At 69.9% G+C, this 24118-nt stretch carries 24 protein-coding genes and 1 pseudogene; 16 read left to right on the top strand and 9 right to left on the bottom strand.

Annotated elements, in window-relative coordinates:
• Positions 1-9: 9 nt before the first annotated feature.
• From JW792_RS13380 to JW792_RS17255, 5 genes and pseudogenes are all read left to right on the top strand, one after another.
• Positions 10-1251 carry a murein hydrolase activator EnvC family protein gene (locus JW792_RS13380; RefSeq protein WP_135995362.1) on the top strand — a complete coding sequence of 414 codons (1242 nt, stop codon included), beginning with the start codon at positions 10-12 and terminating at the stop codon, positions 1249-1251.
• Positions 1252-1282: 31 nt separating this feature from the next.
• A complete protein-coding gene (locus JW792_RS13375; RefSeq protein ID WP_135995363.1) occupies positions 1283-2581 on the top strand; it encodes a S41 family peptidase in 1299 nt (432 codons plus the stop codon).
• Positions 2582-2695: 114 nt separating this feature from the next.
• Positions 2696-3820, top strand: a complete 1125-nt coding sequence (locus tag JW792_RS13370; protein ID WP_135995364.1) for a divergent polysaccharide deacetylase family protein — start codon at positions 2696-2698, stop codon at positions 3818-3820.
• Positions 3817-4329, top strand: a complete 513-nt coding sequence (locus JW792_RS13365; protein WP_135995365.1) for an RNA pyrophosphohydrolase — start codon at positions 3817-3819, stop codon at positions 4327-4329. Before JW792_RS13370 ends, JW792_RS13365 begins: the two co-directional genes overlap by 4 nt.
• A gap of 179 nt (positions 4330-4508) precedes the next feature.
• Positions 4509-4622 (top strand): annotated as a pseudogene (locus JW792_RS17255) (hypothetical protein); the annotation flags it as partial.
• Between the two features lie 137 nt (positions 4623-4759).
• Here JW792_RS17255 and JW792_RS13355 read toward each other — a convergent pair.
• From JW792_RS13355 to JW792_RS13320, 8 genes are all read right to left on the bottom strand, one after another.
• On the bottom strand, positions 4760-5161 hold the full coding sequence (locus JW792_RS13355; RefSeq protein WP_135995366.1) for a F0F1 ATP synthase subunit epsilon: 402 nt from the start codon (positions 5159-5161) through the stop codon (positions 4760-4762).
• Positions 5154-5384 carry a glutathione S-transferase gene (locus tag JW792_RS13350; RefSeq protein ID WP_135995367.1) on the bottom strand — a complete coding sequence of 77 codons (231 nt, stop codon included), beginning with the start codon at positions 5382-5384 and terminating at the stop codon, positions 5154-5156. Before JW792_RS13350 ends, JW792_RS13355 begins: the two co-directional genes overlap by 8 nt.
• A 4-nt stretch (positions 5385-5388) precedes the next feature.
• Positions 5389-6825: a F0F1 ATP synthase subunit beta gene (atpD, locus tag JW792_RS13345; protein WP_135995368.1), complete on the bottom strand. Its 1437-nt coding sequence runs from the start codon at positions 6823-6825 to the stop codon at positions 5389-5391.
• 55 nt (positions 6826-6880) lie between these two features.
• Positions 6881-7765 (bottom strand): F0F1 ATP synthase subunit gamma, encoded by an 885-nt coding sequence (locus JW792_RS13340; protein WP_135995369.1) that lies wholly within the window; start codon positions 7763-7765, stop codon positions 6881-6883.
• Positions 7766-7788: 23 nt separating this feature from the next.
• On the bottom strand, positions 7789-7929 hold the full coding sequence (locus tag JW792_RS13335; RefSeq protein WP_158291566.1) for a hypothetical protein: 141 nt from the start codon (positions 7927-7929) through the stop codon (positions 7789-7791).
• A gap of 24 nt (positions 7930-7953) precedes the next feature.
• Positions 7954-9486, bottom strand: a complete 1533-nt coding sequence (gene atpA, locus JW792_RS13330) for a F0F1 ATP synthase subunit alpha (protein ID WP_135995370.1) — start codon at positions 9484-9486, stop codon at positions 7954-7956.
• Between the two features lie 4 nt (positions 9487-9490).
• Positions 9491-10051, bottom strand: coding sequence for a F0F1 ATP synthase subunit delta (locus JW792_RS13325; protein ID WP_135995371.1), 561 nt, complete (start codon positions 10049-10051; stop codon positions 9491-9493).
• Positions 10052-10316: 265 nt separating this feature from the next.
• The gene (locus JW792_RS13320; protein ID WP_135995372.1) at positions 10317-12500 is read right to left on the bottom strand and encodes a primosomal protein N'; all 2184 of its coding nucleotides are present in this window, start codon (positions 12498-12500) and stop codon (positions 10317-10319) included.
• A 151-nt stretch (positions 12501-12651) separates the two neighbouring features.
• Here JW792_RS13320 and JW792_RS13315 point away from each other — a divergent pair, with 151 nt between their 5' ends.
• The 3 genes from JW792_RS13315 (at position 12652) to trmB (ending at position 15011) form a co-directional block, all read left to right on the top strand.
• Entirely contained in the window at positions 12652-13284 is a 633-nt protein-coding gene (locus tag JW792_RS13315; protein ID WP_135995373.1) for a DUF484 family protein, read from the top strand.
• Positions 13277-14209, top strand: a complete 933-nt coding sequence (locus tag JW792_RS13310; protein ID WP_135995374.1) for a tyrosine recombinase XerC — start codon at positions 13277-13279, stop codon at positions 14207-14209. The genes JW792_RS13315 and JW792_RS13310 overlap by 8 nt, the downstream gene beginning before the upstream one ends.
• 115 nt (positions 14210-14324) lie before the next feature.
• Positions 14325-15011 (top strand): tRNA (guanosine(46)-N7)-methyltransferase TrmB, encoded by a 687-nt coding sequence (trmB, locus tag JW792_RS13305; RefSeq protein WP_135995375.1) that lies wholly within the window; start codon positions 14325-14327, stop codon positions 15009-15011.
• On the opposite strand, the gene JW792_RS13300 is transcribed toward trmB, so the two are convergent.
• Complete coding sequence (locus JW792_RS13300) at positions 15001-15585, bottom strand: YHS domain-containing (seleno)protein (RefSeq protein ID WP_135995376.1); 585 nt, start codon at positions 15583-15585, stop codon at positions 15001-15003. The two genes, trmB and JW792_RS13300, sit on opposite strands and share 11 nt — an antisense overlap.
• Positions 15586-15818: 233 nt before the next feature.
• Here JW792_RS13300 and rimP point away from each other — a divergent pair, with 233 nt between their 5' ends.
• From rimP to rpsO, 8 genes are all read left to right on the top strand, one after another.
• Complete coding sequence (gene rimP / locus JW792_RS13295) at positions 15819-16379, top strand: ribosome maturation factor RimP (protein WP_135995377.1); 561 nt, start codon at positions 15819-15821, stop codon at positions 16377-16379.
• A gap of 20 nt (positions 16380-16399) precedes the next feature.
• Complete coding sequence (gene nusA / locus JW792_RS13290) at positions 16400-18148, top strand: transcription termination factor NusA (RefSeq protein ID WP_135995378.1); 1749 nt, start codon at positions 16400-16402, stop codon at positions 18146-18148.
• 23 nt (positions 18149-18171) lie between these two features.
• Complete coding sequence (locus tag JW792_RS13285) at positions 18172-18801, top strand: RNA-binding protein (RefSeq protein WP_241094976.1); 630 nt, start codon at positions 18172-18174, stop codon at positions 18799-18801.
• Between the two features lie 143 nt (positions 18802-18944).
• Positions 18945-21518, top strand: a complete 2574-nt coding sequence (gene infB, locus JW792_RS13280; protein ID WP_135995380.1) for a translation initiation factor IF-2 — start codon at positions 18945-18947, stop codon at positions 21516-21518.
• 141 nt (positions 21519-21659) lie between these two features.
• Positions 21660-22121 carry a DMT family transporter gene (locus JW792_RS13275; RefSeq protein ID WP_135995381.1) on the top strand — a complete coding sequence of 154 codons (462 nt, stop codon included), beginning with the start codon at positions 21660-21662 and terminating at the stop codon, positions 22119-22121.
• Between the two features lie 100 nt (positions 22122-22221).
• Positions 22222-22608 (top strand): 30S ribosome-binding factor RbfA, encoded by a 387-nt coding sequence (gene rbfA / locus JW792_RS13270; RefSeq protein ID WP_135995382.1) that lies wholly within the window; start codon positions 22222-22224, stop codon positions 22606-22608.
• 5 nt (positions 22609-22613) lie between these two features.
• Positions 22614-23573 carry a tRNA pseudouridine(55) synthase TruB gene (truB, locus tag JW792_RS13265; protein ID WP_135995383.1) on the top strand — a complete coding sequence of 320 codons (960 nt, stop codon included), beginning with the start codon at positions 22614-22616 and terminating at the stop codon, positions 23571-23573.
• Between the two features lie 102 nt (positions 23574-23675).
• Complete coding sequence (gene rpsO, locus JW792_RS13260) at positions 23676-24032, top strand: 30S ribosomal protein S15 (RefSeq protein WP_420871278.1); 357 nt, start codon at positions 23676-23678, stop codon at positions 24030-24032.
• Positions 24033-24118: the final 86 nt, after the last annotated feature.

The raw sequence follows: 24118 nt of genomic DNA, 5'->3' as shown, positions 1-24118 counted from the left end.
GACCAAGCCTTGAGCCTTGCCGCCCTCATCCTCGCCCTGGCCCTGCAGGAAGCCGAGACGCCCGATCCCGAGCGGATCGAGGCGCTGTCGCGCGAGGCCGAGGCCGCGCGGGAGGCGGCCGAGGAGCGCGAGGCGCGCGCCGACGCGCTCGCCGCCGAGATCGCGGCGCTGCAGGCCCGCCTCGTCGAGGCCGCCGACCGCGTGCGCACGCGCGAGGCCGCAGCGGGCGAGGCCGATGCGCGCCTGGCCGCCCTGGAGATCGAGGAGGAGCAGCTCGAGACCGCGCTGGCGGGCGAGCGCGAGAGCCTCGCGCGCGTGCTCGCCGCCCTGCAGCGCATCGAGACGAGTTCCCCGCCCGCCCTCGCGGTGACCCCTGAGGATGCCGCCGAGGCGGCGCGCGCGGCGGGTCTTCTCGCCCACATCGCGCCCGAGCTGGAGGCCCGCGCCAACTCCGTGCGCGTGCGCCTCGAAGCGCTCGCGGCCCTCAGGATCGAGCTGCAGGCCCAGGCCGGCCGCGTCGAGGAGGCCGAGGAGGCGCTCGCGGCGACGCGTGCCGAAGTCGAGAGCCTGATCGCCGAGAAGCGCGACGCCGAGCGCCGGCTGCGCGCGGAGTCGGAAGACCTCTCCCGGCGCGCCGCCGAGATCGCCGCCCGTGCGCAATCGCTCGAAGACCTGCTCGCCGAGATCCGCCGCTTCGCCGCTGCCGAGCCGCGGCTCAATCCGCGCCGGCTGGAACCGCCGGTGGCGCCTGACGGGATTCCCGTGCCCCGCCTGCGCCCGGAGCGGGAATCGGAGGGCGTGCTGCTGGCCGCGGTGCCGCTGTCGGACGAGTTCGAGGGCCTGCGTTTTGCCGATGCGCACGGCGAGCTGCGTCCGCCCGCGCTGGGCACGCTCGTCACCGGATTTCGCGAGCCCGGACGCGACGGTCAGCGCCGCGACGGGGTCTGGTTCGAGACCCGTCCGCGCGCCCAGGTGGTCGCCCCGTTTGACGGAGTGGTGGTTTATGCCGGAAACTTCCAGGCGCTGGAGGGCGTACTGCTGATCAACACGGCGGACGGTTACACGCTCGTGATTGGCGGCATGGCCGCACTTTATGCCACTGAAGGACAGTCGGTACTGACAGGTGAGCCGATCGGAGCGATGCCGGACCGTGAAAACCCCGCCCCGAGGCTCTATTTTGGTATCTTGAGAAGCACCGAGCAGCCGGAGAACCCGGAAACCTGGCTTCGGCCCGAATTTCGCAGGGGCTAGAAAACCGGCCCCGCACGAGACAGGACGACACATGCGCTTGCACATCATCGCTTCGGCCGTGATCTTCGGCATCGGCGCCGCAGCCCTGGCCGTCTCCGCGGAAGGCGACGACCGGCGCGAGGAAACCTTCCGCCAGCTGGAACTGTTCGGCGACGTCCTCAGCCGGATCGAGGCCGACTACGTCACCGACCCGGACAAGGCCGAGCTCATCGAGGCCGCGATCGAGGGCATGCTGAGCTCGCTCGATCCCCATTCGAGCTATCTCGACCCGGACGACTTCCAGGACATGCAGGTCTCCACCAGCGGGGAATATGGCGGTCTCGGCATGGAGATCACCGTGCGCGACGACCTCATCACCATCGTCTCGCCGATCGCCGACACCCCGGCCGAGCGCGCCGGCCTGGAGTCCGGCGACCGGATCCTCGCCGTGGAAGGGGAATCCCTCATCGGCGCGACGACGAGCGAGGCGGTCGAGCGCATTCGCGGCCCCGAGGGCGAGCCGGTGACGCTGACCATCGGGCGCGAGGGCCAGGACGCCTTCGACGTCACCCTGGTCCGCGACATCATCGAGGTGAACCCGGTCGTCTACCGCATCGAGGACGAGAGCCTGCCCTATCTCAGGGTGACCACCTTCAACGAACACACGACCGAACGCGCCGTCGAGGCGATCGAGGACATGAGCGCGGCGATGGGCGGGCGCCTGCCCGGTCTCATCCTGGACCTGCGCTCCAATCCGGGCGGCCTTCTCGAGGAGTCGGTGACGCTGTCCGACCTGTTCCTCGACGGAGGCGAGGTCGTGTCCACGCGCGGGCGCGATCCGCGCAACACCCAGCGCTACAACGCCCGGCCGGGCGACATGCTGAATGGCGCGCCGATCGTGGTTCTGATCAATGGCGGCTCGGCGAGCGCGTCGGAGATCGTCACCGGCGCACTGCAGGACCGCCAGCGCGCGACGGTCGTCGGCATGACGAGCTTCGGCAAGGGATCGATGCAGACCATCGTGCCGCTGCGCGGCGGGCGCGACGGCGCGCTGCGCCTGACGACGGCGCGCTACTACACCCCGGCCGGACGCTCGATCCAGGCGACCGGCATCCTGCCCGACATCGCGGTCTCCGCCCGCCGGCTCGATCCGGAGCAGCCTCCGCGCTTCACAGAGGCCGACCTCAGGAACGCGCTCGACAACGAGAACGGCGCGGCGCGCGAGGAGATCGCCTTCGAGGACATCGAGCAGCCGCCCGAGGACTGGGCCGAGGACGAGGACTTCCAGCTCCACCGGGCGAAGGAAATCCTCGGCTCCATGCTGGAAACCCGCTCCGCGCAGCTGCAGTAGGAAAGGCGGGACGGCGCGGCCTGATCGGCGCGCGCCTTCGTTAACGTTTCTTTACCGTGGTCCGGCGAGACTGCGGGCCCGTATTCCTCGGGCCGCAGGAACCCGTCACGCGCCATGTCCCGGTTCAAGTCCAGCTCGCCCCTGCGCACCCCGCTGACCGCCGGCGCCGGCGCGGCCGCGCTGTGCGTCGCGGTGGCCGGCGCGCTCGCCTTCCTGAATACCCAGAGCCCGCCTCCGGTCGGCGCACGCGCCAGCCTGCCCGCGCTCGCGGTGGACGGTGCCGAGGCGGTCGAGGTCGCGCAGGCGCCCGCACCCGTCTTCGCCGAGACCCCGGCCGAGGACATCGCCCTGCCCGGCGTCACCGAGACCGAGGCCGCGCTCAACCCGCCCGTCAGCGAGGCCGCAACGCCCTCGCGCGCGCCGCAGGCCCCGCTCGCGGGCCTCTACGAGCCGGGCCCCGGCGGACCCCTGCCGGTCATCGCTCCGGACGGCCGGCGTCCCGATGCGGCCTATGCCAGGGCCTTCGACGGCGATCCGTCCGCCCCGACCGTCGCGATCGTCGTGGGCGGGCTGGGGCTCAACCGCGCGCTGACGCAGGAAGCGATCGAGGTCCTGCCGGCCGAGATCACGCTGGCCTTCGTGCCCTATGCGCGCGATCTGCAGACCTGGGTGGACCGCGCCCGCGCGGACGGCCACGAGGTGCTGATCGAATTGCCCATGGAGCCGTTCGACTATCCCAACAACGACCCCGGTCCCCACACCCTGCTCGCCGAAGCCAGCGAGATCGAGAACACCCACCGGCTCGACTGGCTGCTCTCGCGCGCAGCCGGCTATACCGGGGTGATCAACTATCTCGGTGCCCGGCTCGGGGCGAGCGAGCGCGCGATGAGCCATGTCCTCGCCGCCCTCGAGGCGCGCGGGCTCTCGGTCTATCACGACGGCTCGGGCCGGCGCCCGGTGCTGGAGGCGGCGCAGGCCGCGAGCGAGGCGCGCCTGTCCCTCGTCGACCGCCTGCTGGACGCCAATCCCGAGGCCGCGGCCATCGACGAGCGCCTGCTGGAACTGGAGGCGCTGTCGCTGCAGAACGGCACGGCGCTGGGGCTCGGCTCGCCCTATCCCACGACGGTGGAAAGCCTTGCCGACTGGGCGAACTCGCTGCCCGCCCGCGGCTATCAGCTCGCCCCGGCGAGCTTCGTCTCGCGCGTGCGCCATGCGCAGGCGAGCGAGCCGGAATCGTGACCGCCGATCCGCGCGCACCCCGCGACCTTTCCCTCTACCGGCCCAATGCCGGCATCGTCCTGTTCGACGCCGGGGGCCTGACCTGGCTCGGCCGGCGCAAGGACGCGCGCGGACCCTGGGTCTGGCAATGGCCGCAAGGGGGCATGGACGAGGGCGAGGACGCCGAAAGCGCCGCCTTGAGGGAGCTCTACGAAGAGACCGGCGTCACTCCGGCCATGGTCGAGAAGCTCGGCGAGATCGAGGGCTGGCTCGCCTACGACTTCCCGCCCGAGGTGCTGCGGCAGAAGCGCAAGAACTGGCGCGGACAGAAGCAGCGCTGGTTCGCCTACCGCTTCCTGGGCAGCGACGCCGATTTTGACCTCACGGCCGTTCCGCCGCAGGAGTTCGAGAGCTTCCGCTGGGCGCCGCTGGACGCCGCCCCGCAGCTGATCATCCCCTGGAAGCGTCCGGTCTACGAGGCGGTGGCGGCGGCGTTCGCGACGTTTGCCAGGCGGGCCGGCGAGACCTGAGACGGCCGCCTTGCATCCAGGAGGGCCCCGGCGATCATCCCCGAGGTGAGCCGATCCGGGGGGACGAGATGACGTCAAGGCTGCTTGCGCTCCTCGCGCTGTTCACGCTCGCACACGCGCCTGCCGTCGCGCAGAGCCCCGCCGACTTCACCGCGCTCGATGAGGAACTCGCCGCGATCGTGGCCGGGCACGGCGTGGTCGGCGCCTCGGTGGCGGTCAGCGACCGGGATGGGCCGATCTTCGCGCGCGGCTTCGCACTTGCGGACCGCGAGGCGGGGCTTGCCGCGAGCGGGGCCACGCCCATGCGCGCCGGATCGGTCTCCAAACTCGTCACCGCGCTCGCCGCGATGCGCCGAACGTGTTCGGCTAGCCACGAAAAAGCCCCGCAGCGCGGGGCTGCGGGGCCTGTATCGCGTGCCGGTGTGGGCGGCTACTGCCCCAGCGCTTCCAGCAGCGCCTCGTATTTCGTCACCGCGTCGGCGGCCTCCTCGCGCGTGGCTTCCTCGGCCGCGTCGGCGAGGTCCTCGCGCGCGTCCTGGAGCTTCTGGCGGATCTCGGCGGCATCGACCTCGGAAAGGTCGATGGCTTCTTCGGCGAGGATGGTCAGGCCTTCCGGCGTCACCTCGGCGAAGCCGCCATGGATGAAGGTGCGCGTGACCTGGCCGCCGTCATGGACCGCGATCGCGCCGGAGCGGATCGTCGACATGAAGGGCGCGTGCTGCGGAAGGACGCCGAAATCGCCTTCGGTGCCGGGCACCACGACCATGTCCACGGCGCCCGAGAACAGGCGCTGCTCCGGTGCGACCAGATCGAATTGAAGCTTGTCAGCCATGGCTCTTGCCCTCTTGGGCCGCGATCGCCGCATCGAACTGCGCCGTCGCCGCCTCGAACTTGTCCCGGCAGCCGGGATTGCAGAACCCGACCACATGGGTCTTTCCGTCTGGCCCGCGATGGACGGTGAGCGCGTCTGCGCTCACCGGATCGCCGGACCACGGACACGCGTCGTGGACGCAGTCCGCGAGCGTGAGCGCCGGAGCCTTGCCGCCGGCGCCCATCGCGTTACGCCGCCTCGGCCGCGAGCTGCTCGGCCTTCTTCACCGCGTCCTCGATCGTGCCGACCATGTAGAAGGCCGGCTCGGGCAGGTGGTCGTACTCGCCGTCGCAGATCGCCTTGAAGCCCTTGACCGTGTCCTCGACCGGCACCTGGATGCCCGGCGAGCCGGTGAACACCTCGGCGACGTCGAAGGGCTGCGACAGGAAGCGCTCGATCTTGCGCGCGCGGGCCACGACCAGCTTGTCCTCCTCGGACAGCTCGTCCATCCCGAGGATCGCGATGATGTCCTGCAGCGCCTTGTAGCGCTGGAGGATTTCCTGCACGCGGCGGGCGGTGTTGTAGTGCTCCTCGCCGACGATGCGCGGCTCGAGGATGCGCGAGGTGGAGTCCAGCGGGTCCACGGCCGGATAGATGCCCTTCTCGGCGATCGAGCGGTTGAGCACCGTCGTCGCGTCGAGGTGGGCGAAGGTGGTCGCCGGGGCCGGGTCGGTCAGGTCGTCGGCCGGCACGTAGACGGCCTGCACGGACGTGATCGAGCCCTTCTTGGTGGAGGTGATCCGCTCCTGCAGCGCACCCATGTCGGTGGCGAGCGTCGGCTGATAGCCCACCGCGGACGGGATGCGGCCCAGCAGCGCGGACACCTCGGCGCCGGCCTGGGTGAAGCGGAAGATGTTGTCCACGAAGAACAGCACGTCCTTGCCTTCCTCGTCGCGGAAGTATTCCGCCTGGGCGAGACCGGAGAGCGCGACGCGGGCGCGCGCGCCCGGCGGCTCGTTCATCTGGCCGAACACCAGGGCGCAGCGCGAGCCTTCCGCCGAGCCGTGCTCCTTGGGGTTCTTGTTCACGCCGGACTCGATCATCTCCCAGTAGAGATCGTTGCCCTCGCGGGTGCGCTCGCCGACGCCGGCGAACACCGAGTAGCCGCCGAACAGCTTGGCGATGTTGTTGATCAGTTCCTGGATCAGCACCGTCTTGCCGACGCCGGCGCCGCCGAACAGGCCGATCTTGCCGCCCTTGGCGTAGGGGCAGAGCAGGTCGACGACCTTGATGCCGGTCGGCAGGATTTCCGCTTCGGTCGCCTGCTCCTCGAAGCTCGGGGCCGGGCGGTGGATCGGCGCCTTGGCGTCGAACTTGATGTCGCCGGCCTCGTCGATCGGGTCGCCGGTGACGTTCATGATGCGCCCGAGCGTGCCGGGGCCGACCGGAACCTCGATCGGGCTGCCGGTGTCGGTCACTTCATTGCCCCGCTGCAGACCCTCGGTCGCGTCCATCGCGATGGTGCGGACCGAGTTCTCGCCGAGGTGCTGGGCGACTTCCAGAACCAGCTTCTGATCGCCGTTCATCGTGACGAGCGCGTTCAGGATCGCCGGCAGGCCGTCCTCGAACTCGACGTCCACGACGGCGCCCGTGACCTGCGATATACGGCCCTTGAGATTGCTCATCGTCCTAGCCTCTCTCTCGTAACTTGTTCGGCGGCGCGCCGCCCTTGACCTTGACCTAGACCGCCTCGGCGCCCGCGATGATCTCGATCAGCTCGGTCGTGATCTTCGCCTGGCGGGTGCGGTTGTATTCCAGATTGAGCTTGTCGATCAGCTCGCCGGCATTGCGCGTGGCGCTGTCCATCGCGGCCATGCGCGCGCCCATCTCGCCGGCCCCGTTCTCCAGCAGCGCGGTCAGGATGACGGTGTCGACATAGCGCGGCAGCAGGGTCTCGAGGATGCTCTCCTCGTCCGGCTCGTAATCGTAGATCGCGCCCTTCAGGTCGGGACGCGCCACGTCCTCGTCGATCGCCTCGCTCGCCGGGATCAGCGTCTGGCGCTGCGGCTTCTGGGTCATGACGTTGACGAATTCCGAGCTGATGACCTCGCAGACATCGAACTCGCCGGCCTCGAAGCGCGCGCGGATCGCCGCGCCGATGCGGCCGGCGACGCTGGAATCGACATGCTTCACGTCGCGCAGCTCGATGCGCTCCACGATCTTCTCGGCGTGCAGGCGCTTCAGCTGCTCGAAGCCCTTCTTGCCGACGGTCATGATCTTCACCGTCTTGCCCTCGCGGACCAGCTCGGTGATGCGCTCGCGGGCGAGGCGGACGATATTGGTGTTGAAGCCGCCGCACAGGCCCCGGTCGGCGGTCGCCACGACCAGGAAGTAGACCTCCGACCTGCCGGTGCCGACCAGCATGCGCGGCGCGCCGGGGCCGGTCATCGCGCCCGACAGATTGGCCATCACCGCGGCGATCTTCTCCGCATAGGGGCGCGCGTTCTCGGCAGCCTCCTGCGCGCGGCGAAGCTTCGCTGCGGCGACCATCTGCATGGCCTTGGTGATCTTCTGGGTCGACTTGACCGAGTTGATCCGGTTTTTCAGTTCCTTCAGAGAGGCCATCGGCTCTTCCTGCTGCCAATCCCTTAGGTGAAGGCCGCGAGGGCCTGGCCGACCTGGGTGCCCGCCACGAACAGGAGCACGCCGGCTCCGATCAGGGCGAGCACTAGGACCGCGCTGCGCTCCTTCGGCTCCAGGTTTTCGTACCAGGCCTTCACGCCGGCCATGGGATCGGTCTCCCTACTCGTCGCTTACGCGAAGTGGCTGGTGAAGGCTTCGAGCGTCGCCTTCAGTTCCGCCTCGGTGTCGTCGGAGAGCTTCTTCTCCTTGCGGATGGTCTCCAGAAGCTTCGACTTCTCCGCGTGCAGGTGGCGCAGCAGCTCCTCCTCGTAGCGGCCGATGGACTTCACCGGCAGCTTGTCGAGGAAGCCGCGCGTGCCCGCATACATGACGCAGACCTGCTCTTCCATCGAGAGCGGGCTGAACTGCGGCTGCTTGAGAAGCTCGGTCAGACGCTCGCCGCGGGCCAGCAGGCGCTGGGTCGCCGCATCGAGGTCGGAGCCGAACTGCGCGAAGGCGGCCATTTCCCGGTACTGGGCGAGCTCGCCCTTGATCTTGCCCGCGGCCTGCTTGGTGGCCTTGGTCTGGGCCGCCGAGCCCACCCGGCTCACCGACAGGCCGACGTTCACCGCCGGGCGGATGCCCTGGTAGAACAGGTCGGTTTCCAGGAAGATCTGGCCGTCGGTGATCGAGATCACGTTGGTCGGGATGTAGGCCGACACGTCGTTGGCCTGGGTCTCGATGATCGGCAGCGCCGTCAGCGAGCCCGCGCCGTGCTCGTCATTGAGCTTGGCGGCGCGCTCGAGCAGGCGCGAGTGCAGGTAGAACACGTCGCCCGGATAGGCTTCGCGGCCCGGCGGGCGGCGCAGCAGGAGCGACATCTGGCGGTAGGCGACGGCCTGCTTGGACAGGTCGTCGTACACGATCAGGGCATGCATGCCGTTGTCGCGGAACCACTCGCCCATGGCGCAGCCGGTGAACGGCGCGAGATACTGCATGGGCGCGGGATCGGAGGCCGTCGCGGCGACCACGATCGTGTAGTCGAGCGCGCCGTTCTCTTCCAGCGTCTTGACGACCTGGGCCACCGTCGAGCGCTTCTGGCCGACGGCGACGTAGATGCAGAAGAGCTTCTCGCTCTCCTCGCCGGACTCGTGGACCTGCTTCTGGTTCAGGATGGTGTCGATGCAGATCGCCGACTTGCCGGTCTGGCGGTCGCCGATGATCAGCTCGCGCTGGCCGCGCCCGACCGGGATCATGGAGTCGATCGCCTTGATGCCCGTGGCCATCGGCTCGTGCACCGACTTGCGCGGCAGGATGCCGGGGGCCTTCACGTCGACGCGGCGGTTCTCCGCGACGTCCTTCAGCGGGCCCTTTCCGTCGATCGGCTCGCCGAGCGCGTTGACGACGCGGCCGAGCAGGCCCTTGCCGACGGGGGTGTCGACGATGGAGCCCAGGCGCTTGACGGTGTCGCCTTCCTTGATGCCGCGGTCGTCGCCGAAGATCACGACGCCGACATTGTCGCGCTCCAGGTTCAGCGCCATGCCCTTGATCCCGCCCGGGAACTCGACGAGCTCGCCGGCGCGGACATCGTCCAGGCCATGGATGCGCGCGATGCCGTCACCGACCGACAGCACCGTGCCGACGTCGGAGACTTCCGCCTCGGCGCCGAAATTCTTGATTTGATCTTTGAGGATCGCGGAAATTTCCGCCGCCCGGATATCCATGGCCTCAAGCCTCTTTCATCGCGTTTCGCATCCCCTCCAGCTTCGAACGAAGGGAGGAGTCGAACATGCGCGAGCCGACCTTCACGACCAGCCCGCCAATCAGTTCAGGGTTCACTTCCGCGCGCACCTCGACATCGTGGCCGAGGGCGGATTTCAACGCCGCCTGCAGCTCCTTGAGCTGGGCGGCGGTGAGCTTGTCGGCGCTGGTGACCTCGGCTTCCGTCGCTCCGCGACGGCGCGCGGCCATGGCCTTGAAGGCCCGCACCGCATCGGGCAGGTCGCCGGCGCGCCCGTTGGCCGCCATGACCGCCACGAACTTCTTCACCAGATCGGACAGGCCGAGCCTGTCGGCCAGCGCCTCGAGCGCCTTCGCCTTGTCCTCGCGCCCGAACAGCGGGCTGGAGGCGACGCGGCGCAGATCGGCGGATTCGCCGAACGCCTCGCCGAGCGTGGTCACGTCGGTCTCTGTGGCGTCGAGCGCCTTGGCCTCTTCGGCCAGCTCGAACAGGGCTTTCGCGTAGCGCTTGCCCGCCTCGCCCGTAACTGCGTTCTCGCCGGTGGTCACCGTTTTCAGGTCCGCTCGCTTCTCGTGATGGGCGCCTGTGAAAGTCTGCCGCCAGAGAGTCGCGGCCCAAGCACCTGAAAGTTTTTGATTTTTCCGACCCGAATTCAGGCAGCGCACGCCGTGCCCGGATCAGTCCGGCGCTCAGTTAGCACAGGGGGTGGAGGGCGGCAACCGGTTCAGGCGCGGGTGGTGCAGATGACGCGGGCGAACCGTCCCGGGGTGGCGCCCGTACCGGCGGAAGAAGCCCCCCGGCCTGCCCCGCCCCTCACAGAAACGAATACGGCTCGATGTCGACGCTCGCCCTTATCGCGGCGGGGATTTTCACCCGCGCCATCCAGGCGCGCATGTAGGCGGAGACGTCGACCTTGCGGTCGGCCTGGACGAGGAAGCGCTTCCTCCAGCGCCCGCGGATGACGGCGAGCGGGGCATCGGCGGGGCCGAACACCTCGACGCCTTCGGCGAGGGGCGCCGCGGCGGCGATCCCGCGCGCGGTCTCTTCCAGTCGCTCCGGATCGGGCCCGGAAAGCACGAGCGCGGCGAGCCGGCCATAGGGGGGAAGCCTGAGATGCTCGCGCATCATGCGCTCGGCATCGAGGAAGGCCGCCCGGTCGCCGGCGACGAGCGCCTGCAAGGCCTCGTGCTCGGGCTGGTGGGTCTGCAGGATCGCCTTGCCGGGCCGGTCGGCGCGTCCCGCGCGCCCGGCGGCCTGGACCAGCATCTGGTAGGTGCGCTCGCCGGCCCTGAGATCCCCGCCGGCCAGGCCGAGATCGGCATCCACGACGCCGACCAGCGTCAGGCGCGGGAAGTTGTGGCCCTTGGCCGCGATCTGCGTGCCGACGAGGATGTCGATCTCGCCGCGCTCCATGCGCTGGACGAGATCGCGCACGGCGTCCGGCCCCTGCGCGGTGTCGGAGGAGAAGACCTCCACCACCGCGTCGGGAAAGCGGGTGCGGGCTTCCTCCGCGACGCGCTCGACACCGGGCCCGACGCCGGTCAGGCTGTCTTCCGCCCCGCACTCGGGGCAGGCCCTGGGCTTGGGCATGGAGAAGCCCGTCGTGTGGCAGACGAGGCGGCCGGTATAGCGGTGCTCGACCAGCCAGCGCTCGGTGTCCGGGCTCTTCATCTTGTGCCCGCACGCCCGGCACAGCACGAGCGGGGCGAAACCGCGCCGGTTGAGATAGAGCAGCGTCTGCTCGCCGCGGGCGAAGACCTCGGCCATCTCCCTCACCAAAGGCTCGGACAGCCAGTTGCCGCGCTCGGGCGGGAATTCGCGAAGATCGAGCGTGGCGATCTCCGGCAGCTCGGCGAGCCCGGCCCGGCCGGGAAGCCGGATGTGCACGTACCGGCCCGCCTCGGCATTCACCAGGCTTTCCAGCGAGGGCGTGGCGCTCGCCAGCACCACCAGCGCGCCTTCCAGCTTGCCGCGCGCCACGGCCAGATCGCGCGCGTGATAGGTCAGCCCCTCGTCCTGCTTGAAGGTCGGGTCGTGCTCCTCGTCGACGATGATCGCCCTGAGGCCGGTGAAGGGCAGGAAGAGCGCGGAGCGGGCCCCCGCGACGATGCGGGCCCGGCCCGTGGCGACCTCGCGCCAGACGCGGCGGCGCTCCTTCTGGCCGATATCGCTGTGCCACAGGGCCGGGCGCGCGCCGAAGCGGGCCTCGAACCGGTCCATCACCGACTGGGTCAGCGCGATCTCCGGCAACAGGACGAGGATCTGTGCCTGCGGCTCGCGGCGCAGGAGCTCGGCGACCGCCTCGAAATACACCTCGGTCTTGCCCGAGCCGGTCACGCCGTCGATCAGCGCGGCCTGGAACCCGCCGGCCGCCACGAGCCGGCGCAGTATGGCGGCGGCCTGGCGCTGAATCTCGTTGAGTTCGACGCCCTCGCGATAGGGATCGGGAGCCTCGAAGGGTGGATCGACCTCGCGCTCCTCCACGACGAGCACGCCGAGATCGGCCAGGCCCTTGACCACCGAACCGGACACCCCGGCGGCGCGCGCGAGATCGGCCGCGCTCATCGGCTTCCTTCCGGCCGCCGCGATCACCGCCTCGCGCGCCGGGGTCAGGCGATCGGGGCGGGTCTGCCCGAGCCGGTAGACCGTCTCCACCGGGGAGGGCTTCAGGGCGGAGGAACTCCGCAGCACCTGGCGCAGGATCACGCCGGGCGGCTCGACGAGATAGCCGGCCGACCAGTCGACGAAGCGGCGCGTGCCCTCTGCCAGGCGCGGCCCGCCGATGACCTCCTCGACCGGCTTGAGCTTGCGCTCGCCATCGGCTTCCTCCTTCAGCGCCCAGACGACGCCGTGCACGTGCCGGCCGCCGAGCGGGGCGAGGACATGATCGCCGGGCTGAAGCGCCATCCCCTCCGGCACGGCATAGTCGAACGCTTCCGGCAGCGGCAGCGGGAAGAGAATCGAGGCGCAGGGCCGGGGTCCGAAGAGATCGTTCAAGGGCAGGGGCGATTCGCGGCTTGGGAACGGCAAGGAAACGGGGCGAGGTTAGCAAAGCTCTGCGCGCCGCGCGCCAGAGTTAACGCATTCGAAAAGCGGCGCTGACATGTAGGAGGCTGACCTGCCCTCCTCCAAGCCCCGCGAGCCGACGATGTCCGACACCGATGCCAGCAAGCCCCGCCTGTTCGCCGTCCCGGGATCGGGTCTTCCCGACACGGGCGAGCTGCGCGCGGACAGCGTGGTGGACATCAATGCGGCCGCGCGCGCGAAGCTGCAGGGCGAGATTCGCAGGCTGAAGGCCACCAACGAGGCGCTGATCGCGCTCGCCAAGGCCAATCTCGCCGTCCAGGCGCAGACCCATTCGGCCGTGCTGGCGATCCTGGAAGCCGACACCCTGGCCGCCTTCGACCGCAAGCTCGCCGGACGCGTGGCCGGCGCGCTGAACGTGGACCTCGTCAAGGTCTTCATCGAGGGCCACGCCCCCTTGAGGACCGCCGAATCGGTGCTGGGCGCCGCGCCGGAACTCGTCAAATCCCTGCTCGGCGAGGCCCCGGCCCGGCTCGGACCCGTCGACCGGCGCTTCGCCGACGCGCTCTACGGCGCGCAGGCCCATCGCCAGCAGGCCGAGGCGCTCGTCCGCCTCGACATCGCGGGGCGCGCCGGCGTGATGTGCCTGGCCGCCCGCGACCGGGAGGCCTTCACCCCCGAGCAGGGCACCGATCTCCTGCATTTCCTCGCCCGCGTCGTCGAGCGCCGGCTCGCGCTCTTCCTGCGCGATGGCTGAGCCGGTCCCCTTCGCCGCGGCGTGCCGCGCCTTTGCCGGGCACCTGGCCGGCGAGCGGCGCATGAGCCCGCGCACGGTGGAGGCCTATGGCCGCGATCTCGCCCAGCTGGAGGACTTCCTCACCGGCCATCTCGGCAAGCGCCCCGCGCTCGCCGACCTCGAAGCGCTCGCGCCCGCCGACTGGCGCGCCTTCCTCGCCGCGCGGCGCCGCGAGGGGGCGGGGGCGCGCACCCTGCAGCGCCAGCTCTCTGCGGTGCGCAGCTTCTTCGCCTACGCCAGGCGCCGCTGGGGCGCGGAGAATGCCGCCCTCGCCCTGGTGGATGCGCCCAAGGCCCCGCGCCGCGCGCCCCGGCCGGTCAGCGAACCGGCCGCGCGCGAACTCATCGCGGACGCCGCCTCCGACCCGGACACCCCGGCCTGGGTGCGCGCGAGGGACGCCGCGGTGCTGAGCCTTCTCTACGGGGCGGGGCTGCGCATCTCCGAAGCCCTGTCCCTGAAGGGCCGCGACCATCCCCTGCCCGAGGTGCTGCGCATCACCGGCAAGGGCTCCAAGACGCGAATCGTGCCCGTTCTTCCGGCGGTATCGCAGGCTGTCTCGGCCTATGTGGCCGCTACTCCCCATCATCTTGACGCGGACGGACCGCTGTTTCGCGCGATTCGCGGCGGTCCCCTGGGCGCGCGGGCGGTGCAGGAGACGATGGCCCGGCTTCGCAGCCGGCTCGGCCTTGCTCCGACCGCGACCCCGCACGCCCTGCGCCACGCGTTCGCTACCCACCTGCTCGCCGGCGGCGGGGATTTGCGGGCGATCCAGGAACTGCTCGGCCACGCCTCGCTGTCCACGACGCAGGTCTATGCCGAGATCGAGGCGAGCGGGCTGATGAAGATCCATGCCGCCACCCATCCCAGGGCCAGGAAGCGGGCGTGAGCCCGGGACCGGCAGGGGACAAGGCCTGCCATCGCGGCGTGCGGGCAGCGAGCCTGCCGCCCGCGAGAACACCCTACCCCTTCCCTCCGCGCTCGATTCCTGTATCTCCCCGCCCATGAACGACACGCCTTCCTCCGCGCCGCGCCGGCGGCTCTACGGCCGCGCGCAGGGCCACAAGCTGCGCCCGCGCCAGCAGGCGCTGGTGGACCGGCTGCTGCCGCAACTTTCCTGGCCGGACGAGGGCGCGGTCGACCCGGCCGCGCTGCTGCCGGGCTTCGGGTCCCATGTGCTGGAGATCGGCTTCGGGGCGGCCGAGCACCTGATCGGCCAGGCCGCGCGGGCTCCGCAAACCGGATTCCTCGGCATCGAACCCTTCCTGAACGGCGTCGCCAAGGCGCTCGCGGGCATCGAGGAGCACGGTCTGGAAAATGTCCGGGTGAAACGCGGCGATGCGCGCGACGAACTCGAGCGCATGCCCGACGCCGCCTTCGACCGCGTCTTCCTCCTGTTTCCCGATCCCTGGCCGAAGGCGCGCCACTGGAAGCGCCGCTTCGTGCAGGAGGACACCGCGCGCGATCTCGCCCGCGTGCTGAAGCCCGGCGGAGCCCTGCGCGTGGCGACCGACGTGAAGGTCTATGCCGACCACGCCCTGCCGATCCTGCTGGCCACGCCCGGCCTTGAATGGACGGCGAGGGAGGCCGGCGACTGGCGCGTCCCGCCGGAAGACCACATCACCACGCGCTACGAGAGCAAGAATCTCGGCGACTGCGCGCCGGTGTTCATGGAGTTCGTCAAGGGCTAGTCCCGCTCCCGGCCAACACCTCGCCCTCGACATCGCGCAGCGGGCGGGAGGCGGGGCGCTCGTGCAGAGGGCCGCCGCCGAACAGGGCGCCCGAGCCCGTATTCCAGTTCCTCACCCCGTTCGAGATCAACGTCGCGGTATCGGCCAGGAACTCCGCCTGCACGCGGGCATCGAGATTGACGAACAGGACGCCGTCCTCGATGTGCCAGTAGTGCGGATTACCCGCGGCCTTGCCGCCGACCCCGGCGGCGTAGGCGCAGTGGCCGTCATAGGCCGGCGCGTAGCGGGCCGGGTCGGCGAGGAAGAGATCGCGGTGTTCGGCGCTCGAGAACAGCCAGACCGCGCCGTTGTATTCGGCCGCGATGCCCGGGTCGCCGGGCACGGCGGCGCCTTCGGTATGATAGGCGATGGTGTCGAAGCCGTGCAGGGCCGTGCCCGACGCGCTCGCATACTGCGCCGAGCGGGCGAGTTCGGTGCCGTTGACCCTGACCGGCGCGTAGCCGGCCGAGGGCCGGCCGAGGGCGAGGGCGGGCAGTAGGAGCAGGGCGACAAGCCCGCAGACGAGGAGGCGCATGTCAGGACCTTTCAGGTGAAGCATCGCGTCAGGCATGCGCCGGCCGGCACGTGCGGCGCAATTCAACTCGCTTCACGTCCACGTGCGCGGCCCGCACACCTGCGCCCATTGCAAAGCGCCGCTCACAGGCGTATATAGCCCATCGAACAGTTCGATACGCCGGATGGCGTTTCGGGCGGCTCCTGAACGGGGGCCGCTTTTTTGTTGCCTTTCCAGCTGCCCGACGAGCCCACGTGAAAGCCAAGACGCCCCAGGACGAGACCATACTCGCGCTCGCCGAACCGGTCGCCGATGCCCTCGGCATGGAGATCGTGCGCGTGCGCGTCATGGGCGGCAAGCGCCAGGTCGTGCAGATCATGGCCGAACGCCATGACGGGCTGATGGATGTGGAGAACTGCGCCACGCTGTCGCGCGCGGTCTCCGCGGTGCTGGAAGAGGTCGACCCGATCTCGGGCGAGTACGTCCTCGAGGTCTCCTCGCCGGGCATCGACCGGCCGCTGACCGCGCTGCATCACTTCGCGCGCTGGGAGGGCTTCGAGGCCAAGATCGAGCTCGACCGGCTGGTGGAGGGGCGCAAGCGCTTCCGCGGCGAGCTCGCCGGGGTGGAGGACGGCAATGTCCTCATCGACCTGGAAGGCGAGGAAGACACCGCCGTCCTGCCCTTCGACTGGATCGCCGACGCCAAGCTCGTCATGACCGACGCGCTCATGGAGGCGAGCCTGAAGGGCAATGTCACCGGACCGGCCGGCGAGATCGACACCGGCACGACCAACCCAGACAGAAACCAAGACTGAACAATACGAGGACGCACATCATGGCCATCGGGGTCAGCGCCAACCGACTGGAACTCCTGCAGATCGCCAAGGCGGTCGCCGCGGAGAAGATGATCGACGAGAAGATCGTGCTCGAAGCGATCGAGGAGGCGATCCAGAAAGCCGCCCGCTCGCGCTACGGCGCCGAGCTCGACATACGCTGCGACATCGATCCCAAGACCGGCGAGATGCGCCTGACGCGCGTCACCACCGTGGCCGACGAGGTCGAGAACGAGAACCAGCAGATCTCGCTGGAAGAGGCGAAGAAGATCGATCCCAACGCCGAGATCGGCACCGAGTTCGAGGAGGAGCTTCCCCCGATCGAGTTCGGCCGCGTCGCCTCCCAGACCGCCAAGCAGGTGATCACGCAGAAGGTCCGCGAGGCCGAGCGCCAGCGCCAGTACGAGGAGTACAAGGACCGCGTCGGCGAGATCGTCAACGGCATCGTCAAGCGCGTGGAGTACGGCAACGTCATCGTCGATCTCGGCAAGGCCGAGGGCATCATCCGGCGCAACGAGGGCATTCCGCGCGAGAACCTGCAGAATGGCGACCGCGTGCGCGCCTATATCTATGACGTGTCCGAGCAGGTGCGCGGCCCGCAGATCTTCCTGTCGCGCGCCCATCCCGACTTCATGGCCGCCCTGTTCGCCCAGGAAGTGCCGGAAGTCTACGAGGGCATCATCGAGATCCCGCGCGTCGCGCGCGATCCGGGCAGCCGCGCGAAGATCGCGGTCATCTCCAACGACTCCTCGATCGACCCGGTGGGCGCCTGCGTCGGCATGCGCGGCTCGCGCGTGCAGGCCGTGGTCAACGAGCTGGCGGGCGAGAAGATCGACATCATCCCGTTCAACCCCGATCCGGCGACCTTCATCGTCAACGCCCTGCAGCCCGCCGAGGTGACCAAGGTCGTGCTCGACGAGGAAGACCAGCGCATCGAGGTCGTCGTGCCCGACGACCAGCTCTCGCTGGCCATCGGCCGGCGCGGCCAGAACGTGCGCCTGGCGAGCCAGCTCACCGGCTGGTCGATCGACATCCTGACCGAGGAAGAGGAGTCCGAGCGCAGGCAGAAGGAGTTCGCCGAGCGCACCGCCCTGTTCCAGGATGCCCTTGATGTCGACGAGGTGATTGCCCAACTCCTGGCTACGGAAGGCTTCGCCGATATCGAGGACATCGCCTATGTCGATCTCGACGAGATCGCCATGATCGAGGGCTTCGACGACGCGACCGCCGAGGAGATCCAGACCCGGGCGCGCGAATTCCTGGAACGCCAGGCCGCTGAGCTCGATGCCAGGCGCAAGGAGCTCGGCGTCGAGGACGAGGTGCTCGAGGTCGAGGGCGTGACCCTGCCGATCGCCGTGCGCCTCGGCGAAAACGACGTTCAGACCGTCGAGGATCTTGCCGGACTGGTGCCGGACGACCTTAAGGGCTGGTACGAGACCCGCGACGGCGAGCGCGTGCGCGAGCCGGGCATGCTCGACGGTCTCGACGTCTCCGGCGAGGACGCCGAGGCGATGATCATGAAGGCGCGCGTCAAGGCGGGCTGGATCGATCCCTCCGAGCTGGAGGAAGAGGCCGGCGAAGAGGCCGAGGCGGAAGCGGGCGAGGACGCCGGCGAGGAGGCTGAGGAAGCCGAGGCCGGCGACGTCGGCGATCTCGACCTGTCCGACCTCGAGGCCGAGGCCGAGCGCCTGGGCATCGATCTCGCCGACCTGCTGGAGGAAGGCGGGAGCGAGGAAGACGAGGAGAAGTGAGCCGGGGCCCGAGGAGCGCACGGGTGAAGAGCCCGCGGGAGCGGCGCTGCGTGGTGACCGGGACGGTGAAGCCGGAAGGCGAGCTGCTCCGGGTCGCGCTGTCGCCCGAGGGCGAGGTCGTCCCCGACCTCGCCGCGAAGCTCCCCGGGCGCGGCGGCTGGGTCAGCGCCGACCGGGCGAGCGTCGAGACCGCGGTGAGGAAGGGCCTGTTCGCCCGCGCCTTCGAGTGCAAGGTGAACGCGCCGGACGACCTCGCCGACCGCTTCGAGGCGCTGCTCGAGGCGCGGGCGCTGTCGCTGCTGGGCCTCGCCCGGCGTGCCGGCAGCCTCGCGGTAGGCTATGATGCGGCCCGGCTGGCGCTGAAGAGCGGTTCCCGCCCGGCGCTGCGCATCGAGGCAAGCGACGCGAGCCCCGACGGGCGCGCGAAGCTCGACCGGCTCGCGGACGCGGTCCATCCCGGGCTCCCGGTGCTGGGCTGCTTCTGCGCCGACGCGCTCGGCGCGGCGCTCGGCCGGGAGCGCATGGTGCACGGCGTGCTCGCGCAAGGCGCCGAGGCGAGGAGCCTCGAAGCCGTTGCCGGAAAGCTCGCCGGCTTCCGCGATCTCGATCCCGCGCGCCGGGCGGCGCACGGCGAGGGCGCACAGAACGGTTGAAACGGTCTTGAAGCTGGCTAGGTTAGCGGGCCTTCGAGACCGGCAGGCCCTGCGGCCTGCGCTGAACAGTCTTGAACACGATGGCGACGGGCGCGCGGCCGCCCGTCGGAGACCGTCACACAAGAGCCGCGACAAGGACGTGCATGAGCGACGCTGACGAACGCAAGACTTCCGGGCGCAAGCCCCTTTCCCTCGGCGGAGGCCGCGGCGGGTCCAGCTCGGGCACCGTGCAGCAGAGCTTCGCCCGCGGCCGCTCCAAGCAGGTCGTGGTGGAGAAGAAGCGCAAGCGCGCCGGCGGGCCGGGCGCGGACAAGGCCGCTCCGGCCAAGGGCGAGACGCCCCAGTCCGCCAAGGACCGCGCACGCGCCGCTCTGGCCGCCAAGGCCAAGGAACTCGGCCTGTCCGAAGAAGAGCTGATCAAGCGCCAGCAGGCGATCGCGCGGGCGCGCTCGGAGGCTGCCGAGCGCGAGGAGAAGAAGAAGGCCGAGGCCGCCGAGCTGGAGCGCCGCGACCGCGAGGAAAGGGAACGCCTCGAGGAGCAGAAGCGCCGCGAGGAGGAGGAGCGCAAGGCCCGCGAGGCCGAGGAGAAGCGCCGCAAGGCCGAGGAGGAGGCGCGCCGCGCCGTCGCCGACGTTCCCCCGCCCCTGCCCGAGGACGAGGAGCTCGCCAAGCCCTCGCGCAAGGAGCGTCCCGCCAAGGAACGCGTCCGCGAACCCGAGGAAGAGGAAGACGCACGCTCCATGCTCGAGGAGATGGGCGGCCGTGTGAAGAAGAAGGCCCCCGCTCCGGAAAAGGCCGTGACGCGCTCCAAGGAGCCCAAGCGCCGCCAGGGCAAGCTGACCATCCAGAACATCATCGAGGACGATTCCGACCGGCAGCGTTCGCTCGCCTCGATGCGCCGCGCCCGCGAGCGCGAGAAGCAGCGCCGCGCCCAGCAGGGCCAGGGCCGGGAGAAGGTTTCCCGCGAGGTGATCGTGCCCGAGCGGATCACCGTGCAGGAACTCGCCAACCGCATGGCCGAGCGCGCCGCCGACATCGTGAAATTCCTGATGCAGCAGGGCCAGATGGTCCGCGCCAACGACGTGCTCGACGCCGACGATGCCGAGCTGATCGTGGAGGAGTTCGGCCACACGGTGAAGCGCGTGTCCGAGGCGGACGTGGAAACCGGCTTCATCTCCGAGGCGGACCCCGAGGAGAGCAAGAAGCCCCGCGCGCCGGTCGTGGCGGTGATGGGCCATGTCGACCACGGCAAGACCAGCCTGCTCGACGCGCTGCGCGAGACCGACGTCGCCGCCGGCGAGGCCGGGGGCATCACCCAGCACATCGGCGCCTACCAGGTGCAGCTGAAGAGCGGCGACAAGATCACCTTCCTGGACACGCCGGGCCACGCGGCCTTCTCCGCGATGCGCTCGCGCGGGGCGCAGGCGACCGACATCGTCATCCTCGTCGTGGCCGCCGATGACGGCGTCATGCCGCAGACGATCGAGGCGATCAATCACGCCCGCGCCGCCAAGGTCCCGATGATCGTGGCCGTCAACAAGATCGACAAGCCCGACGCCAAGCCGGAGAAGGTCCTGCAGGACCTGCTCCAGCACGAGGTCGTCGTGGAATCGATGGGCGGCGACGTCCAGACGGTCAATGTCTCGGCGCTGAAGCGGCTGGGCCTGGAAGAACTCACCGAGGCGATCACGCTGCAGGCGGAAGTCCTCGAGCTGAAGGCCAATCCGGACCGCTCCGCCGAGGGGGTGGTCATCGAATCCCAGATCGACAAGGGCCGCGGCCCGGTCGCCACCGTGCTGGTCAAGCGCGGCACGCTGAAGCGCGGCGACATCGTCGTGGCCGGCGCCCAGTGGGGCAAGGTGCGCGCCCTCGTCAACGAGCGCGGCCAGCAGATGGCCGAGGCCGGCCCGTCCCTGCCCGCCGAGATCCTCGGTCTCGACGGCGCGCCGGAACCCGGCGAGGTGTTCGCCGTGGTGGAGAACGAATCGCGGGCCCGCGAGATCGTCGCCTACCGCCAGCGCCAGCTGCGCGAACGCTCCGCGCTCGTCACCGGCGGCGGCGCCTCGCTCGAGCAGATGATGGCCAAGCTCAAGCAGGCCGACGTCACCGAGATGCCGCTGCTCGTCAAGGCCGACGTCCAGGGCTCGGCCGAGGCCATCACCGCGGCGCTGGAGAAGCTCGGCAACGAGGAGGTGCGCGCGCGCGTCATCCATTCCGCCCCCGGCGGGGTGTCGGAGTCCGACGTTCTGCTCGCCAAGACCTCCGGCGCGCCGATCTTCGCGTTCAACGTCCGCGCCAACAAGCAGGCGAGGGAGCTCGCCGAGGCCGAGGGCGTGGAGATCCGCTACTATTCGGTGATCTACGACGTCATCGACGACGTGAAGGCGACGATGGAAGGCCTCCTGGCGCCGGAAAAGCGCGAGACCTTCATCGGCTATGCCGAGATCCTGGAGGTGTTCCACGTCTCCAAGGTCGGCAAGGTGGCCGGCTGCCGCGTCACCGAGGGCGTGGTGCGCCGCGGTTCGGGCGTGCGCCTGCTGCGCAACGACACCGTCATCCACGAGGGCAAGCTCTCCACGCTCAAGCGCTTCAAGGACGAGGTCCCGGAAGTGCGCGCGGGCACCGAGTGCGGCATGGCCTTCGAGAACTACCAGGACATCCAGGTGGGCGACAAGATCGAGTGCTTCACCGTGGAGGAGATCAAGCGCACGCTGTAAGGCGCGCCTGGTTTCCAGCGAACGACGGAGCCCCGGCCGGCAACGGCCGGGGTTTTCGTTCGTGGCGGGACTTCTCCTTCACCGGAACCGGCTCTGGCCTATCCTGTTCGTCTCCAAGCCATCCGAGACGAAGGACCGCCGATGAATGCCTCTCTGATCTTCCCGCTCATCATGGTCGTGGTCGCCGGGGCGGCGGTGGCGACGCAGCCGGCCTTCAACGGCCAGCTCGCCTACCTGCTGAACTCGCCCTTCCGCGCCGCGCTGGTCAATTTCGCGGCCGGGGCGCTGGTCATGCTCTCGGTGGTGACGGTCCTCGCGCTGAGGAACGGCCTTCCCAGCCGCGAGCAGGTGGCGGCGGTGCCGCCCCACCTGTGGATCGCGGGCGGGGCGCTGGGCGCGCTGTTCGTGACGACCGCGGCGTGGGCGACGCCGAAGATCGGCGCGGGCGCCTTCTTCTCGACCCTCATCGCCGCGCAGCTCGTCGCTGCGCTGGTGATGGACCATTTCGGCCTCTTGGGCCTCGACGTGCGCGAGGCGAACCTCGTGCGCGTCACCGGCGTGGCGCTGCTGGTCGCGGGTGCGGTGATGGTCACGCGCGGCTGATCCCTTGCGCCGCGGCGCGCGAGGGCGTATCACCCGGCCCCTTTCCAGGGACGTCCCGGTTCGAACCCGGCCCGCCCCGAGCGGAAAACGAGGTACACCCATGAAAGCCCAGTCCCAGCGCCAGCTGCGCGGCGGAGAGCTGATCCGCCGGGCGGTGTCCGACATCATCGCCGAGGGCCATCTGCACGACCCCGCGCTGTCGGGCGTCTCGGTCACCGTGACCGAGGCCCGGATGAGCCCGGACATGCGCCACGCCACCGTCTTCGTCTCCACGCTGGGCCTTGCCGATCCCGAAACCGTGGCCGCGGGGCTCAACCGGGCCGCGGGCTTCATCCAGAAGGAACTCGGCAACCAGATCGAGATGAAGTTCACCCCGAAGCTCCGCTTCCTGCCCGACGAGCGGTTCGAGGAAGCCAGCCATGTCGACGAGGTGCTCGCCCGACCCGAGGTGCAGCGCGACCTGAAACCGAAGAAGGGCGAGGACTGAGCACGATGGGGCGCAGGAAGAAGGGCCGCGCGGTCCACGGCTGGATCAATCTCGACAAGCCGCTCGACATGACCTCCACCCAGGCCGTCTCGGCCGTGCGGCGCATCTTCGATGCGAAGAAGGCCGGCCATGCCGGCACGCTCGACCCGCTGGCGAGCGGGGTGCTGCCGATCGCGCTCGGGGAAGCCACCAAGACCGTCCCCTTCGCCCAGGAGGCCGGCAAGATCTATCGCTTCACCATCCGCTGGGGCGAGGAGACCACGACGCTGGACGCCGAGGGCGAGGTGGTGCGCGAGAGCGGGGTGCGTCCCGAACGCGAGGCGATCGAAGCCGCGCTCGATGGTTTCGTCGGCGAGATCGAGCAGGTCCCGCCGGCCTATTCGGCGATCAAGGTCGAGGGCGAGCGCGCCTACGACCTGGCCCGCGCCGGGGAGACGGTGGAGCTCAAGGCGCGCACCGTCACGATCGCCTCCCTGGAACTGCTCGACTGTCCCGAGCCCGATCTCGCCGTGCTGGAGATGGGCTGCGGCAAGGGTGCCTATGTGCGCGCGCTCGCGCGCGACCTCGCCCATGAACTCGGCACCGTCGCCCATGTCGCGGCGCTGCGCCGGGTGCGCGTCGGCCCGTTCGAGGCGAAAACCGCGATCACGCTCGACGAGCTGCGCGCGCTGGCGCAGGACGACCGCGCCGAGGAGGCGCTGCTGCCCGTGGAGACCGCGCTCGCCGACCTGCCGCAGGTGACGATCACCGAGGACGAGGCCTTCGACCTCCGGCTCGGCCGGTCGATCGTGCTCCTGCCGAACCAGGCCAATGCGCTCAAGGCCGCCCGGGCCCCGCGCGAGATCGCCGGCAAGGACTATTCGCGCGCGGCGCTGGCCATGAGCCGCGACGGCGCGGTGGCGATCGGCGAGGCGAAGGCGGGCAAGCTGTCCCCCTTGCGCGTGTTCCAGTGGGAAACCGTCTAGCGCCCGCACCCTGAAGGGTTGGAACGCCGCGACATCACCTCCATATGGAACTCACGGGCGCGAGGCGGGCGTTATGCCTTGCCATCGCGGCGCGTTTGCTAGATAAGGCGCGCTTCGACGACCAGACCTTGCTGGACGGTGTCCCGGCCAGGCCTGAACCCTCCCGACACCGAACGAGACGAAGAACACATGTCGATCACCGCTGAACGCAAAGCCGAACTGATCAAGGAACACGCCCGCGACGAGAACGACACCGGTTCCCCGGAAGTCCAGATCGCGGTGCTGACCGAGCGGATCGCCAACCTCACCGAACACTTCAAGACCCACAAGAAGGACAACCATTCCCGGCGGGGGCTCTTGAAGCTGGTTTCCCAGCGCCGCCGGCTCCTCGACTACCTGGCCCGTATCGATCGCGATCGCTACACGGCCCTGATCGAGAAGCTGGGACTGCGGCGCTAAGCGACCACGAAACGCCGGCCGCCAGGGGGCGCGCCGGCGTTTCACTATCCCGATTGCCGCCGGGATCCATCCGTACGCACGAGAGA

The sequence above is a fragment of the Marinicauda algicola genome, from assembly GCF_017161425.1.
Classification (GTDB): domain Bacteria; phylum Pseudomonadota; class Alphaproteobacteria; order Caulobacterales; family Maricaulaceae; genus Marinicauda; species Marinicauda algicola.
The sequence above is the reverse complement of the archived record's forward strand: the minus strand, read 5'-3'. Positions and strand labels throughout refer to the sequence as shown.

Coding starts and splice junctions, on each gene's coding strand:
- JW792_RS13375 (WP_135995363.1), top strand. CDS start 1,283: ATGCGCTTGCACATCATCGCTTCGGCCGTGATCTTCGGCATCGGCGCC.
- JW792_RS13370 (WP_135995364.1), top strand. CDS start 2,696: ATGTCCCGGTTCAAGTCCAGCTCGCCCCTGCGCACCCCGCTGACCGCC.
- JW792_RS13355 (WP_135995366.1), bottom strand. CDS start 5,161: ATGGCTGACAAGCTTCAATTCGATCTGGTCGCACCGGAGCAGCGCCTG.
- JW792_RS13350 (WP_135995367.1), bottom strand. CDS start 5,384: ATGGGCGCCGGCGGCAAGGCTCCGGCGCTCACGCTCGCGGACTGCGTC.
- atpD (WP_135995368.1), bottom strand. CDS start 6,825: ATGAGCAATCTCAAGGGCCGTATATCGCAGGTCACGGGCGCCGTCGTG.
- JW792_RS13340 (WP_135995369.1), bottom strand. CDS start 7,765: ATGGCCTCTCTGAAGGAACTGAAAAACCGGATCAACTCGGTCAAGTCG.
- JW792_RS13335 (WP_158291566.1), bottom strand. CDS start 7,929: ATGGCCGGCGTGAAGGCCTGGTACGAAAACCTGGAGCCGAAGGAGCGC.
- atpA (WP_135995370.1), bottom strand. CDS start 9,486: ATGGATATCCGGGCGGCGGAAATTTCCGCGATCCTCAAAGATCAAATC.
- JW792_RS13315 (WP_135995373.1), top strand. CDS start 12,652: ATGTCCGACACCGATGCCAGCAAGCCCCGCCTGTTCGCCGTCCCGGGA.
- JW792_RS13310 (WP_135995374.1), top strand. CDS start 13,277: ATGGCTGAGCCGGTCCCCTTCGCCGCGGCGTGCCGCGCCTTTGCCGGG.
- trmB (WP_135995375.1), top strand. CDS start 14,325: ATGAACGACACGCCTTCCTCCGCGCCGCGCCGGCGGCTCTACGGCCGC.
- JW792_RS13300 (WP_135995376.1), bottom strand. CDS start 15,585: ATGCGCCTCCTCGTCTGCGGGCTTGTCGCCCTGCTCCTACTGCCCGCC.
- nusA (WP_135995378.1), top strand. CDS start 16,400: ATGGCCATCGGGGTCAGCGCCAACCGACTGGAACTCCTGCAGATCGCC.
- infB (WP_135995380.1), top strand. CDS start 18,945: ATGAGCGACGCTGACGAACGCAAGACTTCCGGGCGCAAGCCCCTTTCC.
- JW792_RS13275 (WP_135995381.1), top strand. CDS start 21,660: ATGAATGCCTCTCTGATCTTCCCGCTCATCATGGTCGTGGTCGCCGGG.
- rbfA (WP_135995382.1), top strand. CDS start 22,222: ATGAAAGCCCAGTCCCAGCGCCAGCTGCGCGGCGGAGAGCTGATCCGC.
- truB (WP_135995383.1), top strand. CDS start 22,614: ATGGGGCGCAGGAAGAAGGGCCGCGCGGTCCACGGCTGGATCAATCTC.